The sequence below is a fragment of the Bacillus sp. FSL K6-2944 genome, assembly GCF_038005385.1.
Classification (GTDB): domain Bacteria; phylum Bacillota; class Bacilli; order Bacillales; family Bacillaceae_G; genus Bacillus_A; species Bacillus_A cereus.
Genome location: NZ_JBBOTE010000004.1, coordinates 225,738 through 241,112, shown reverse-complemented (window position 1 = coordinate 241,112; position 15,375 = coordinate 225,738). Strand labels below are relative to the sequence as shown.

Below are 15,375 nucleotides of genomic sequence, written 5' to 3'. Positions count from 1 at the left end.
TAATTTAAGATGAAATTAACACACAGGTAAAATTATTTTAAAGGATAAGAAGTATGTAGATAGAATGTTAATGGCTTATTTAAGTAATAAACCATTAACATTGATAATTATTCCTCATTTTCAATTTTGAAAATGAAGTATTAATTGTTCGGTTACTTTAATTGAATCGAAATAAGGATTTTTCAAGTGGTCCTTTTTCATCTAATCGACCCTCTGGTCGATTTAAATACATCGGAGATTCACCTATACAAGATGTTACATCCAAATGCACCGTGTTGGAGTGCATTTTCAAGGTTGATGAATCTGCTTCCATTTCAATATATTCATAATCAGAAAATCCGAATGAGTTTCCTACAACGCGAAAACCGTAGCTTTCATAAAACTTTTTTAATTGAGATTGAGCATGCAGATAGAAATGTTTATAACCTTTTTTAAGTCCAAACGAAATTAGGTAGCGAAGTAGCTGATGGCCATAGCCTCTACCTCTATATGCATCTCGAATAGCTAAGCGCTCAATTTTAATTACGTTTGGAAAATAGCGGATTCGAGCAGTTAATACTGGTTCTTCTCCAATTAATCCAATAATTTGAGTAGCAGTAAAATCATTTAAATCGAATTCTTCTTCAAAAGGACAGTGTTGTTCATGCATATAGACAATGGCACGAACTAAATTAGCTTTTAACTTTTCCTCTTCATTTTCTACTACTTTAATAACGAGATTCTTGGTTACTTCTACAGGTCCCGATTTTTCGAGATTTTCACATGGTTGTGGTAAAGATTCTTGTAGTAAACCTTCTAAAATATGAAAATTTCGTGATGCGACTTGTACTGTAGAAGCAGATTCTCGAAATGCGCATAGAATTTCTTCAATTGTTTTTGGTGCCATACCTTTACTGCCATTTCGTATAGCGGTTGCAGAGATGCCATCTACTCTACGAATTGAATATGGATAAATCCATCCAGATTCATCATAGATTCTTCTAACCCACATACCTCCCAAATCACTTCCATGAATACCATGTATACGTTTCTTCGAGTATTTCTCTTTGATTTTGTGGATAATGCCATAAAATCCTTTATTATGATAAATATCCGGAAAAGAAAGGACTTCGATTTTGTCTGTCAATCCTGCTTCCTCGATCGCTAATTCCATCATTTTTTTTCGGGTTTCAAATTCATAAAATCTGTTTCCAGTTGGAAAGTAATTCACGTGTACATCCGCTTGGGGGGTACGTTTATAGATGCGCATTCCAGCTTGTCTTTCTGCAATTTCTATTTCGCCCTTGGTCAAAGCATCTGCATGTAATTTAGGAATCACAGTTGAGTGTATAATTACTTTTTCTAAGTTACGTTCTTTTATAGCCTGTTGTATGATGGCTAAGTGAGTATTATGAAAAGGATTAAATGTTCCAAAAAAAATGCCAATGCCCCCTTTACGAGGAAACAATGAACGGAAATCTGAAAGTATACCGGATCCAAATACCCAACTACCAAATATCAAACCTGTCAATAAAAAAATGGGCCTCATCCATTCAATACCAATTGCTGCGGCTGCGGTAATAAGGATATTAAGTGCTAAACCAAGAGATACATTTTTATTTACATTTCCAATTTCACGATTAGCTAAAGTAATGGCTATGTATTGAATACCTTGTGAAGCAATAGTTGTTAATAAAGAAATGCCCCATATTCCGCCCAATGATTTTGTATCAAATTGATTAATAATATTGCTATACAAAAATACATAAAAAATAAAAAGATTGAATAGCCATTGTGCAAAAAATCGACCCATTCTTCCTGGGGTTACAAATGCGGTTTTAAAGCAAAGCCATTCATCAATTTTATTACTAATACGAGAGTAATAAGGGAGAAAAAAACTAATGAAAAGTGTAATACATACTAAACCTATGTTGGCCCATGCCTGATGAGGATAAGCATAAGCAATATACATTAAAATACCGATAAAGTAGCCAATTAAGGTAGATGAACTTAGTAAATATGATTGAAATCGTACCATAAAAATTTCTCCTCTTTTTATATATGACATATCTGCGCTTGTGTTTGGAAAAGAAAAGTTCTTACAATAGGCCTATAAGATGTGTTTTTCCTTGAATAGAATATAATTGAGAGTTGTGTATTTTATATGTATTTTATAGGTCTATCGATGTGTTTTATTTGGAAAATATCATCTCTTCATGTGGTTACAGGGTATATGTACAGAAGGTACCCAGTTTATGAATCTAGGACATGTACCTAAGTCAAAGTTAGGGTTCTGGTGTAAAGAAAGAATATGTTCCCAAGAAATAATGAGGAGTCCTACTGGAAGCATCCTTTACGCTGTGAATCCAAATAATTGATGAATAAATTCTTTTTGATTTTGAACAGACTGATTCTGTAAATCAACCTGTTCTTTTTTATCATATGCATGACTTCTACTCCTACAAGAATACATGTAGCTGTGCCAAAAGATTTAAATCCTAACATAGAGCGTACACGTTTTTTTATGAACCGATGGTCTTGCTCCACTACGTTATTTAGATATTTTATCTGTCGAATTTGAGTGCCTAATGGCATTTGTTTCTCTTTCTTTAATTTAGTGATGGCAACTGGATAAGCAGGATTTTTATCAATTGTAATTGTACGAGGTTTTGAGAAATGAAAAAGCTGCAAAGCTTTCTTAAAGAATCGCTTTGCAGCCTTTTTATTTCTAGTTTTACTGAGATAAAAGTCAATCGTATTTCCCTCAGAATCAACCGCGCAGTATAAATACATCCATTGCCCTCTTACTTTTATATATGTTTCATCCACTCGACATGAATCATTTGTTTGTTTAAGATGACGTCGAATCCGTTTATCCAGTTCCGATCCGTATTGATGGACCCAGCGCATAATCGTGGTATGCGCTAAGGATAATCCTCTTTCTTCCATCATTTCCACTAAGTCTCGAAAACTTAGATTGTACCGTAGGTACCAACGTACAGTTAATACAGTGAATGCGTCCATTTAAACAAATTATCCCTTTGCATACTGATCATGCACCTTTATAGAGCAATACTATCAGTATGTCCAAGGTTTAGAGATTACTTGCAATTCCTCGATTTTTTTGCACCAGAACCCATAGTACTGCCTGTTCCCTACATAGATGTCCATATTTTTAAAATATGAACGCATTATGGCTTCTTAAAAAGATGCTGGTGTATAAAGAATTGTTACCATATAAAGCTCATCCGACAGGCCAGTAGGAAGCCAGTCAGCTAGTGCTACTTCACCTGGAGAATCATAGTAGTGTGATCCCAGGGGTATACTTGGCCGTTTATCGGCATTAAGACCTACTAGAACCTGTTTATACCTTCCGTCGGGTGATAGGAGTGTAAGTTTTTTAGTTCTTAATTCATTCAATGGTATATTTATATATACATTTTTTAATACACCATCGAATTGAAATTGACAACTCATCCCATCAATGGATTGGTTTCCTGTAGCTAATGTACCATCTTCAAGAAAATAATAATTATGCTTTAATTGAACTGATGGAGATGAATTTTGATCTTTAGCATAAAACCAGCCATTCGCTGCCGCACCACCATTTTTTTCATCAAAGTAATATTGTTTCCCGCTGTTATCTGTAAACCAGCCAGTTTTTTTGGACCCATCATTATTGAAATAATAAGTTTTTCCATCTATATCTTTTTTAACACCCAGTAGTTGATAGAATAAAATATTCATACCTTGCTTTAATTTGGCATGATAGATATTTTCATCACCTGTTTGGCTCATTTGATTATGTATCTCATCATATGTTTGACGATCCATCCCAATCCTCATAACATCTGGATTGACGTTTTGATACATAAGCTTATCCCCATCAATTTTTGCTCCTGGAAATGCAGTCTCTATCGCCTCTCCTAACGTGACTTCTGGTTGGCTTTGCTGATTATAGTTTGCTGCCTTTCGAGCTGAAATGTACCTTTCTTTCGTATCATTGACCGTATTTATGGTAATAGCTGCTGTTTTATTTTCAATATCGTTCATAATATTTTCCCATTTTTGCGAATCATCCACAATTGCATCTCCATCTGAATTGTATGTTTTGTAGTTTCCAGATGTTTGCGTCGTTTGAATTTGTAAAGGATCACCCTGTTCTATTTGTTGTACCTGGTTATAACTCAACTTAATGGGCTGTGCATTAAAATCATCCATCGTATTCCAAGCAATTGGACCTTGTGTTGTGGACGGATAAAATGTACCAGGATTTAACACGTTTGCTACTGTATTGGATTTTGCCATAACGGTTGCGATAGTCGGTGCAGAGGAGCCTTCTCCTACAACAAAATTAAGCGTTGGTTTTACATTGTAAATGGGCGCAGTTCCAACATTTACATATCGCACATTTCCATTTAAAAAGGCTGCTTCAGCTGTATTAATTCCTAATGTTTCACTCCATGATTTTCCATCACTATGCCCACTTGTATTAGAGTTCGACTGATCTACAGATACACTCGTCGTATAATCATGAGAATAATTGGCTGATACAGAAACAGACCACGGATAGCCAGCAGATACAGAGGCCCCTATTGTATTTGACTCCGACGTACTATTTGTAGTGGAGATTCCAACGGTATGGCTCGATTCATTTGTTTCCGTCCCCCCTTGATCATGAGACACGTTTTGATTCTTTGTGAGTATCATTTTTTCCATGTTGACCCCTACTTTTGGAAAAGCAGCTACAATCGGATTTTTTGCTTCTGATAAAATACCACCATCCACATGATCTAACACTTTATCCGTATCTGTATAAGGGTCTCCCGTAGTATGTTTATTCAGTGGATCCGATTTGTATTTGGTATACCCTTGTGCTTTCAGCGCGTCATCCCATTTTACAATGAGACCGTTTTTTACCGTATATCCATTTATTTCCCAATCATCTGGAATGTTATCATCATCAGAATCGATTGTAACGTCCCCATCATCATCTGCCATGACATTGTTTTTGGACGATATTGTAAATTGCTTAACTTTATCCTTAGAAAAATTAGGTAAGACTAAATTATTTTCTGGCACAACTTCTTTTTCTTTTCCATTCACAGACCACAACATCTCAAATTGTGAAGCTACATTTTCTGCTCCATTTTTATCTGTGTGATATTCTACCGTAATGGCATATGTTTTCCCTTTCTCTAGGGTCATTTTTTCTTTCATGGGAGCATCTTGTACAATTACCTTCCCATCGATTTGAATGGTTGCATGTGAATCATCTGATGTAGAAAATTCATATTCGCCACTTTCACTCGGTTGAATGTAGCCCATCCAACGTACAGATTGGAACTGTTGCTTATCTTTCGATAAGGCCTCCTGTAGCGTCTCTGTATTGAGTTGCGTTTTCCCTGTAGATTGAACTGTAAACATAGTCAAATTGTGAAACGCATCATCTGTATAATAATTTGCTAACAAACCATGTTTCACTTCTTTTGGGTCTTTGGTTTGTTCACTAGGATCCTGTGTAGCTGCATATGAAATCGCGGGACCCATGAGTTGGCTTACTAACATGGTGGTCGCCAACACTTTGTATATATTTTTGATCTTCATCTTTTACTCTCCCTTCTGTTCGACATGTAAAATAAAGTGAACTCCTCAGTAACGTTCTGCCCATTCTCATTCAACTTGTAACAAGAAACGAGAGTGACGATGTAAACTAAAATGAACTTTCACAAAAGTGATTTATTTCACATACAAAGTTTTGAAGTTCTACCTATTAATTTGAGCAACAAAACTCCACACCCCTATACTTATCATTGTACGCATATACCTTGATAGCAATGTATATGCCCTTAACTATTTAACATCGTGTAGATGAGATATGCAAGTTTATATTTTTTTGCTATACTGAATTATAAATCAATTTGTAAAGTGAGGTATAATCTTTTGAATAAACGACGTATTTTTATTGGTGCGGTAATGAGTAGTATTTTATTATTATCCGCATGTGGTTCCTCAGAAAATGTTGCAACATCAAAAGCAGGAAATGTAACACAAACCGATTTAGAAAAAGAATTAAAGAAAACGTATGGAAAAACAGCATTACACCAAATGATGCTGAATAAGGTTTTACTGGATAAGTACAAAGTTTCTGATGAAGAAGCAACTAAAAAAGTAAAAGAATTAAAAGAACAGATGGGAGATAATTTTAAATCAGCATTGGCACAATCTGGCCTTAAAGATGAAAATGCATTAAAAGAACAAATGAAACCCCAAATCGCTCTTGAAAAAGGTATTAAAGCATCCATTACAGAAAAAGATCTTAAAGAAAACTACAAACCAAAATTGAAAGTAAGTCATATTTTAGTTAAAGATGAAAATACAGCAAAAGAAATAAAAGAAAAATTAAATAATGGGGAAGATTTTGCTACACTAGCCAAACAATATTCAGAGGATCCTGGTTCAAAAGAAAAAGGAGGCGAATTACCTGAGTTTGGTCCAGGTGAAATGGATTCTAAATTTGAAGAAGCGGCTTATAAATTAGAAGTAGGACAAGTAAGTGATCCGGTAAAGTCCTCTTATGGATATCATATTATTAAGGTAACAGATAAAAAAGAATTAAAACCTTTTGCAGAAGAAAAAGAAAGGATTCGTAAAGAATTAGAAACCAAATACTTACAAGATCAACAATGGCAGCAAAAATTTATTGAGGATTTATTAAAAAAAGCTGATATAAAAGTAACAGATAAAGATTTAAAAGATACATTTAAAGAATCAAAAAAATAGAAGTATGTACCAAAAAAAGACCCTATTAGGGTCTTTTTTTGGTACATACTGTGAAATAATAGCTACTTATTTGCCTTATAAATAAGTAGGAGTGTTTAGTTCTCTTGGTTCTGGTGCAACAATAGTGGAATGTGAAAAAAGAATAGAAGATTCCTAACGGAATGGAACTTTATGCTGTTAAACCAAAGAGTTCATTGATAAGATATATCTGCTTTTGGACAGACTTCTCCCCTTGGAGAGTTTGTCCTTTTTTGATCATATGCATAGCTTCTATTCCAGTAATCATTTTTATAGCTGTAGGGAATGATTTCAATCCTAGCATATTCCGAATCCGTTTTTTGATAAACCGATGATCTTGCTCAATGATATTGTTTAAGTATTTTTTTACACGAAGTGGTATACCGTGTGGTATACACTTTTCTTCCTTTAGTTCACGTACTGCAACAGGATAGGCTTTATCGCCATCAGCAGTTATCGAACGAGGTTTTGTGGCATGAACAGAAGCCAAGGCTTTCTTTAGAAAACGTTTGGCAGCCTTCGCATCTCTTTTACGACTTAAATAAAAATCAATCGTGTTTCCTTCAGAATCAATCGCGCGATATAAGTACATTTTCTCTCCTTTGATTTTGATGTATGTTTCATCCACACGCCAAGAATCATTGGTTGGTTTCAAATGTTTTCGAATACGCTCATTTAATTCTGGTCCATATTGATGCACCCATCGCATAATTGTTGTATGTACTAAGAATAATCCTCTTTCCTCCATCATTTCCACTAAATCACGAAGACTTAAGTTGTACCGCAGGTACCAACGTACGGTTAATACAATGATATCAGGCTGATACTGTTTCCATTTGAATATATTTTCTTTTTCCATACTGATCACACACCTTTTTTTAGTAATAGCACCAGTATTGCCAAGTTTGAAAGAGCATTTTCAAATCATTTCGCTTTTTTGCACCAGAACCCGTTTCAATCACATTTTTTAAAATCAGGTCTCGATTCATAGAGACCTTTTCCAGTGTCCGTGTTAATTGTGCACTCTCGTTTGCTGACAAATACCGTACTTTTAGACAAAGTAACAAAAAGGTTCTGAATGGGATTAGAAATAACAGTAAGCCTATGACCTATTTTTACACGTGTATATCTCGGCTATATTCCATTTTACTTCGTTATTATTTCTTTTATCTGATCTTGTGCTTCTTCTTTTCCATCAATCGTTACCTTTACCTCTTGACCTGATTTTGCAGTAACTACCCAAGCATTTGGAATAAAACGGCCTTCATGAGATGTAACTGGTTTATTTATAATATCACCCATTGCATACAGAATGGTAGAAGCACCGCCGTCCATAGCTAATGCATTTACAGCCCCTTTTTCATACAAAATATCTTGACATTCTCGTAGTGTAGCACCTATACTGTGCAACTGTCTTCCATCTATCACTAAAAACATAATCGATCCATCTTTTTTCTGTGCCATAATAGTACGGGGGCCAGATCCCCATGAACCATCATCATCTTTGATTAGCTTTTCTCTGTTAACTATGAGTTGTGGCATAAAACCAGCAGCATATATTACGTTTTTTTCTAACAGTTGATTAGATGTGTATTTTCCCGTTAATAGTCCTCCATAGGATGTTAAACCTGCAACCAAGGTTGGCGAATCATTTTCATCAGCTCGATGAATAACATTCCCATTTTCAATAACGATTCCGGTACCTGTAGCCCCTCCTCCTTTACCTGTTTCATCAGAAAATCCACTTGCATTGACTGCTACTAAAGCATGGTTACGTTTTGCCATCACACTAAGCTTTTCCCCTAACTTCTGCCCTTGAGTTCCTTGTTGGTTTACTAATTTCACATTAAATGGATTACTTATTGTGAGCAGTTTACCTTCAAATTTATATTCTGCATTGCTGGTAGAATGGATTGTTTCGATTTTAATCTCTAGAGGTTTATCCTTTTGTTGTTGCAGTTGCTTAGATGTGAACTTTGCGCCTTCTATCTCGCTACTATTTTCCCATTTTGGATTGTTAATTTTATACGAAATATCATCTAGCTCCTTTTTTGATAATAAACTGATAGGTGCTAAGTATTGATGTTGTGAGGTTAAAATGATTTCGGCTAATGTTACACGCAATTTATGACCATAAGGTGTACCAAATAAAGTACAGGCTCCTAATAACAGCATGATGCAAAAAAGAAGAAAAAATCTTTTTATGGATTTTTTTATTTTTTTCTTTCGTATGTTCATTCTATTCACTTTTTTAACTCCTTTTTCTCTTAGTAGTAATATTCTACCTATACTATTCGTAAAAAATTAGCAAAGTTTTATAATATATATCCAGTTAGATATTTTAATAAACTGAAGCTAGTGAGTTACCTTTATTAAGATAAGAGGCTATACATACATTTGTTCTATAAAGAAAATATATTATAGAAGTAAGACATATATTATGAACAAAATTAGCATGAAGCTTTTAGAAGTGCAACTAGTAAATAATAGTTATCAATATGATGAAATTTGGTACTAGGAATCACTCGACCCTAAAAAATTGTATATTAAGGAATATTTTCACATGAAAAAGGATGATTCTTTTCTATATTAAAAAACCAGCCCTTTTGCGACAAAGAAATAATAAAAAAAAGAACCCACTTATTATAGTAAGTTCTTTTAAATATTTTTCGAGTTTAAAATTCCAAAATAATTCAAATTAAACCCATGAGAATAATATGGTAATTTTATGTGTAGTATGATAATATATGTATGAAAAAGAGTAGAGAATTTATTGTTGAATCCAATGAATTCTGAAGAAAAAGCTCATTTTCCACAAGAAATGAGCTTTTCTTTTTCAGACTAACAATTGTGTATCACTTCAACTTTATTAGGGGAAAAGATTGAAAGAAAAGTTTAGATTGGTTACATTTTTGCATACATGTAGAGACCATTTTGATTGGAATCCCCCAAACAAGCTTGCCAACACTATCTTCAAAAAAATTTGTTCACTCTTATGCTTGCTCTTGTATAAAAAGCATAGAAATAGAAGATTCTAATAGTGTTGCAGAAACTGTCCCATAGCATACTACTATTTTTCCATTGCGCATATGAAACATTAATCTTTCACAAATAAGTCATTAACTGTCCTTTTCTACAGGGACATCTTGCCCTACTTCCATACATTCGATATTTTTTTCTTGTAGACAACTCTATCATACTTGCGAATATCGTAGCACAACATAGTCCACAGATTATGGATAAAATAGGGGAAACTTCATAACTGAACCGAATCCTGTTGCTGGGCCAGTAGATTTATTCCTAAGTTACTCTTCAGCCATTCCCCCTTCTGAAAGACATAATGAAATTGCGCGTGTTTTTCAATAATCCTTACGATATAACAGAAATTCTCTAATTAGAGAGTGCCGTTAGAACATATACATTGTAATAAATATGACTTATTAATGAATATACATATAATTACCTTTTAAAAAAGTAATTTTTATAGAAATCATACAAAACCTATGCAGAGGGGAAAAATAGTCTTTATACAAAAAAATGATAGCTATCTTGTTTAACTCACTTTTATAAAATAATTTTTATATTAAAATATTTGCGTTGAAAGGATTTGAGTAGATTTTTTAGTGTATTAATCAAAAGACTTGTTAATGGTTGGACACTAACTAATACGCAATTCATTCTAAATGGCGTATATGGAGTTCAATCCAAAATGAAGCATGTCCGTTTTTCTATTTTAAATTTCACATTTAACTTAGCATCCCCTTATTACGTGTAACTTCTCTTATCTAAGTGTTTTTTTCATATCCCAAGTTCGTGGGTCAATTCACATATTATCACGTTTCAAAAAAACGACACCTTTCCTTATAGATTATAAGGAAAGGTGTCGTTTTTTGTACTTAGAGTAATAAATAATATTATGTTCAGAGACTGTTATTCATATACCTATAATTACATCAATATATTATAGAGTATATTTATTATTAAGCTTGAAGCGTTTCCTGCTCTTTACTATTGTGGAACTATAGAAACGTCAACCTTAAGAGATTGTATACCATCTTCATTTATAATAGTAAATTTATCGTATTTATACGTATATCCTCTTTGTATCAACAGTTCAACTTGATCTGAATATTTACTTAGATCAGATATATATGCTGCCGTTGTTCCTTTTGGTACTTTAATATGCAATAAAACACCATAGCGCTCTCCAGTAAAAGATTTATCTGGATCTTTCGATAGTGATGTACTCATAAACTTAAATGGCTCAAATGTTTTCCCCAAAAAATCATCCTGAATTTGTTGCGCTTTTGCTACATCCATACCACCCCTTGGGCCGTTTGGACGTAAATCACCAGCCTCCATACCAAATTGTGTTTCACTCACGCGTTTATACACCGAAACAGTTTCAGGAGTGCTGACTTTTTTCAAAATACCTTCTAGGTTTTTGATTTTTTCATTGTATTTTTGAGCATCAGCTAATTTATAGTCTGTGCCTGGTGGTAAATCTTCTTGTTTCTCGACTAAATTCCCTTTGGTCGCTATTAAATAATCATTAAGAACACTCGCACCACTAGCTGTATAATTGTACACTATGTCCTTTTCTGCCTTCGTTAATTTCTTCTCTTCCCAGTCTTTATATTTTTCTTCTCCCCATTTTTTAGCCGCTTCTTTATCTGTATTAAAATCTCTATCTTCTGTATTAGCAGCGTATGCTGTATTGACTGATACATGATACGGTGTATGCAAAATAGGTAGACTCCATACGAAACTTGTTAACAAACTTACAATCATTAATTTTCTTTTATTCATTTGTAACATTTCCTTTCTATATTACGTATTTTTGCTAGAATTCCATTATAAGAAAACCTATATTGGGTAAACATATGATGACTGTTGGCCCACTCACTCCTATAATCGATGGTGTAATACGTGCTGTCAAAAATCCATTTCATCGCATATAAACCATATGCTATTATTATATACAACCAATTTCTTTTCACGCCCCTAAAAGAGATTGGAACTGTTGCTTATCTTTCGATAAAGCCTCCTGTAGCGTTTCTTGGTTGAATTGCGTTTTACTTGTAGATTGAACCATAAACATCGTCAAATCTTTAAACGCATCGTCTGTATAATAATTTGCTAACAAACCATGTTTTATTGCTTTTTGTTCTTGCTTGGTTTGTTCACCAGAATCTTGTGTAGCAGCATACGAAATCGCGGGACCCATGAGTTGGCTTACTAGCATGGTAGTCGCCAGCACTTTTTATATATTTTTTATCTTCATCTTTTAACTCTCCCTTTTGTTCTACATGTAAAATGAAGAGAACGTGTAGATAACATCCTCTTCATTTCCAGTCCGATTATAACAAGAAAAGGGAAGAACGAAATAAAAGAAAATAACCTTTTACAAATGTGATTTACTGTAAGCAGATACTTTTATATACAAACAAATCCTCTACGCCCTTTTATCCACAAGGTGAAATGATATATTAATATAGTATAAATGTTTTTTTATCTTATAATGTCTGCGCATAAATAGATTAAAAAGTAAATTCAATTACATTTTTCACAAAAATATCTTCTCAAATACAGCCGGAATAAAAGCTACGGAGGGTAAGATGATTCTTTACTATTTTCACCATTTATTAACATATGATTTTTATATCCGAATTATAAACCTATAATTCTTCCTTCCCAAATCATACATCTTCATAACATACAGCACCGCTACTTTTCTGAAAATCCGGAAAATTTTATATTTTATTATACCTAATATAATTTTGGTGCAGTTATTCAATAAAAAACATTTGTATTCTTTACCGAATACAAAAAAAACTAAAAACGGCAGCATATTAAATACATCCTAACAAGTTGAATTTGTTACTAGACGATAAAACGTTACAAAGTAGAGATAAAATAGTTGTAGATAAACTTAACCAGTATTTCATATTTTTTGTCTATCACTGAGAGTATCGATACTTCAAGCATAATAGAAAAATTTTCATTCCATATTGTTAATATTACTAAATTAGGATTGTTGCTCTTCTAGTTCATAAGACTTTTTTCATTAAAAGTAACTGATCGAATCTATTATAGGTTTTCAAAAATATTCATCCTTCATTCCTATATATTTATCTGGGCACAGATAGAATTAAAATATTTTAATACACGAAAAAAGAGAAAAAACATAATTTTTTTGTTTAATATTTATATATCCAGAAACACAAAAAGTAACCTGCACGGTAAAGGCAGGTTACTTTTTTGATAAATTCATTCACACAGGATAATATTAGTCTTTAATTTTCTCTCTTACTTTCTCAGATAGATCTGTTTCTTTTACTTTTTTGTAATCTTTAACAAAATGATTTTCATCAGGATCAGTTGATTTTAATACACGAATCCGAAGAAACGTAGCAGGCTTTATCTCTTCCGATACAGTAAAAATAACTTTAACTTTTTCCCCTGCCTCATTGTAAGCGTTCAATTTATATTCATTCGTCGTCGGATGTTGTCGCGTGTCTTCATTTCCTTGAATTTGGACATAGTATTCTTGTGCTGTCGCTTTTTCATATAAACCAGATACTTGTTCACACCCTGCCGTAAAAACCATCAAAATAGTTAACCATACAAATATATTTAGATATTTTTTCATGTTTTCATCCCCTTCTATCTATATTTACTTGAATTATATTTTTGCTGTTCGATACTACTTTTTAGTCCATTTTCGTTTTTCATATTCTATGGAATTTAAAGTTGCTTTGGAAACACAAGTCTTTTATATAATTGTACAGTAATCAGATAATATATCGTATATATAATAAAGAAAATAAAAATTGGTGCCCCAATATTAATATAAGGATCTGTAAACATAACTACATTTGCAAAAACTTTCATTCCAACTAAAACATGTAGCACGCCAAGAATAGCGGGAAATATAAAGAGAACTCCAATTTCTTTATATATAGACTTTATAAGTAATTCTTTACGTACGCCTATTTTACGAAGTATGCGATAACGATCTATATCCCTTGTAGCTCCCGAGAGAATTTTAAACATCAAACAACTTGCCATCATCGCTAAAAATGCAATACCTAAGAAGAATCCCATAAATACAGTTCCTTTTGAGAAAGCAAGCATCTCTTCATACATACCATACTTTGTTAACAAGACGTCTTCTCTCTGAAGATTAGGTAATTGTTTTCGGTGACGAATATCTAATTCTTTCAATTCCTTTTTATATTTCAGAAAATCATCTACTTTAGCTAGTAAAAATATATGCTCTGGCCCAGAAACGGCTGTATACTGTTTTTGATCTACGATATATACTGCTTTCTGATCAAACATTTGCCTATTTATTCTAAATTCAAATGCGATTGCTCGATTCCACTCTGAAGGTAATGTCTTATACATTTTGTTATCACTAAACATACTGTAGGCTTCCGCTGGAAGTCCTTTTGTAATGCGATACGGATGACTCGCTTCAAAATTCAAAAATACAAGTGGTGGATGGGCTACAAGATCATCCTTTAAGTAATAAATCGCTTGATTATTGCTTTTATAGCGATATTGATTTTTTTCTGTTATTTTCATATTTTTCAATGTTTCATAATCTGCGTTTTCTGGATTCAAAATCGTAATATCATATACTTGAGTTTTATTTGCTCTTAATTCTACATTTTGTTGCAAAGACATACTACTAGCCATAGCACCAACCCCAAGTCCAATTAATATTGTAACTGTCCCTAATATTTTGGCTAGACTATTCACACGAAATTGTAATTGAGAAAAAGTAAAGGCATTAATATATCTTCCATTTAAATTTGTTTTTTTTAATACACTTATCAATACAGGTAAGAGTGAAATAAATAGTAGATATGTTCCTAACGTAATAGTACAAAGTGGCAGTTGAATATCTGAAACTTTTTTGATGCCAGGAACTATAACCAAATAATAACCGATTCCAAGTCCACTTACACCCACTATAGCTAGGAACATGGTTATAAGGCTCTTAGTTTGTATACGCTCTACCGTTTGTTCTATGTAAATCAATTGTAACTCTGTTTTCATAGATAGACGAAATACATTGATAATAGAGGTAAAGAAAAATAAGATACCAAAAAAGAAACATGTTTTACCCCAGGCAGGCAAATAAAAAACTTGATATCCCTTCAGAGAGATTTCTAATTGTTTCATTAATGAGAAACTCACTAATTTTGAAAGGAGAACTCCTAACACGCTTCCCAAAATAAGTGCTAAAAAGCCCATACCTATTGTTTCAAAAAATAATAGACGACTAATTTTATTTTTTTTTGCACCTAATATTAAATACATTCCCAATTCTTTACGACGCAGGGAAAGTAAAAAGGAATTCGCATAAAAAATATAAAAAAAAGAAATAAACATGAGTAAAATAGAGCCAATCTGGAATATTAGAACAATGGAACTAATTACACTATTTTGCTTTGTAAATTCTGTATTCATCGCCAAGGTTTGAAACATATAAAAAATAGCAATGGAAATAACTAGTCCAATTAATAATACTATATAATCTTTCATCATCTTTCGCATACTAGAAATAGAAAGTTTAAACAACAT

General features: G+C 33.0%; 9 protein-coding genes and 1 pseudogene. 1 reads left to right on the top strand and 9 read right to left on the bottom strand.

All coding sequences use genetic code 11. The features are described 5' to 3' along the window. Positions 1-157: 157 nt before the first annotated feature. The 3 genes and pseudogenes from MHH55_RS31525 to MHH55_RS31515 all read right to left on the bottom strand — a co-directional run bounded on the left by MHH55_RS31525 (position 158) and on the right by MHH55_RS31515 (position 5,586). Positions 158-2,017, bottom strand: coding sequence for a GNAT family N-acetyltransferase (locus MHH55_RS31525; protein WP_217700452.1), 1,860 nt, complete (start codon positions 2,015-2,017; stop codon positions 158-160). Between the two features lie 315 nt (positions 2,018-2,332). Beyond that, positions 2,333-3,026 (bottom strand): annotated as a pseudogene (locus tag MHH55_RS31520) (IS6 family transposase). Positions 3,027-3,180: 154 nt separating this feature from the next. Continuing rightward, positions 3,181-5,586, bottom strand: coding sequence for a binary toxin-like calcium binding domain-containing protein (locus MHH55_RS31515; protein ID WP_078187714.1), 2,406 nt, complete (start codon positions 5,584-5,586; stop codon positions 3,181-3,183). Between the two features lie 336 nt (positions 5,587-5,922). Between MHH55_RS31515 and MHH55_RS31510 the strand changes: the two genes are divergently transcribed. Further along, positions 5,923-6,762: a peptidylprolyl isomerase gene (locus MHH55_RS31510; protein WP_078187712.1), complete on the top strand. Its 840-nt coding sequence runs from the start codon at positions 5,923-5,925 to the stop codon at positions 6,760-6,762. Positions 6,763-6,931: 169 nt separating this feature from the next. Here MHH55_RS31510 and MHH55_RS31505 read toward each other — a convergent pair whose 3' ends face one another. From MHH55_RS31505 to MHH55_RS31480, 6 genes are all read right to left on the bottom strand, one after another. Beyond that, positions 6,932-7,639 (bottom strand): IS6 family transposase, encoded by a 708-nt coding sequence (locus MHH55_RS31505; RefSeq protein ID WP_100910607.1) that lies wholly within the window; start codon positions 7,637-7,639, stop codon positions 6,932-6,934. A gap of 287 nt (positions 7,640-7,926) precedes the next feature. Beyond that, positions 7,927-9,018, bottom strand: coding sequence for a phosphodiester glycosidase family protein (locus MHH55_RS31500; RefSeq protein ID WP_078187584.1), 1,092 nt, complete (start codon positions 9,016-9,018; stop codon positions 7,927-7,929). A 1,770-nt stretch (positions 9,019-10,788) separates the two neighbouring features. Then, positions 10,789-11,589, bottom strand: a complete 801-nt coding sequence (locus MHH55_RS31495) for an ADP-ribosyltransferase (RefSeq protein ID WP_078187578.1) — start codon at positions 11,587-11,589, stop codon at positions 10,789-10,791. A gap of 187 nt (positions 11,590-11,776) precedes the next feature. Then, positions 11,777-12,007: a hypothetical protein gene (locus MHH55_RS31490; protein ID WP_139362518.1), complete on the bottom strand. Its 231-nt coding sequence runs from the start codon at positions 12,005-12,007 to the stop codon at positions 11,777-11,779. Positions 12,008-13,069: 1,062 nt separating this feature from the next. After that, positions 13,070-13,432 (bottom strand): YxeA family protein, encoded by a 363-nt coding sequence (locus tag MHH55_RS31485; RefSeq protein ID WP_078187580.1) that lies wholly within the window; start codon positions 13,430-13,432, stop codon positions 13,070-13,072. A 95-nt stretch (positions 13,433-13,527) separates the two neighbouring features. After that, positions 13,528-15,375: an ABC transporter permease gene (locus MHH55_RS31480; RefSeq protein WP_078187581.1), complete on the bottom strand. Its 1,848-nt coding sequence runs from the start codon at positions 15,373-15,375 to the stop codon at positions 13,528-13,530.

What these genes read in the sequence shown, in the direction of transcription:
- MHH55_RS31480 (WP_078187581.1), bottom strand. Translation starts at nt 15,375, where the DNA reads ATGTTGTTTAAACTTTCTATTTCTAGTATGCGAAAGATGATGAAAGAT.
- MHH55_RS31495 (WP_078187578.1), bottom strand. Translation starts at nt 11,589, where the DNA reads ATGAATAAAAGAAAATTAATGATTGTAAGTTTGTTAACAAGTTTCGTA.
- MHH55_RS31500 (WP_078187584.1), bottom strand. Translation starts at nt 9,018, where the DNA reads ATGAACATACGAAAGAAAAAAATAAAAAAATCCATAAAAAGATTTTTT.
- MHH55_RS31525 (WP_217700452.1), bottom strand. Translation starts at nt 2,017, where the DNA reads ATGGTACGATTTCAATCATATTTACTAAGTTCATCTACCTTAATTGGC.
- MHH55_RS31505 (WP_100910607.1), bottom strand. Translation starts at nt 7,639, where the DNA reads ATGGAAAAAGAAAATATATTCAAATGGAAACAGTATCAGCCTGATATC.
- MHH55_RS31490 (WP_139362518.1), bottom strand. Translation starts at nt 12,007, where the DNA reads ATGGGTCCCGCGATTTCGTATGCTGCTACACAAGATTCTGGTGAACAA.
- MHH55_RS31515 (WP_078187714.1), bottom strand. Translation starts at nt 5,586, where the DNA reads ATGAAGATCAAAAATATATACAAAGTGTTGGCGACCACCATGTTAGTA.
- MHH55_RS31485 (WP_078187580.1), bottom strand. Translation starts at nt 13,432, where the DNA reads ATGAAAAAATATCTAAATATATTTGTATGGTTAACTATTTTGATGGTT.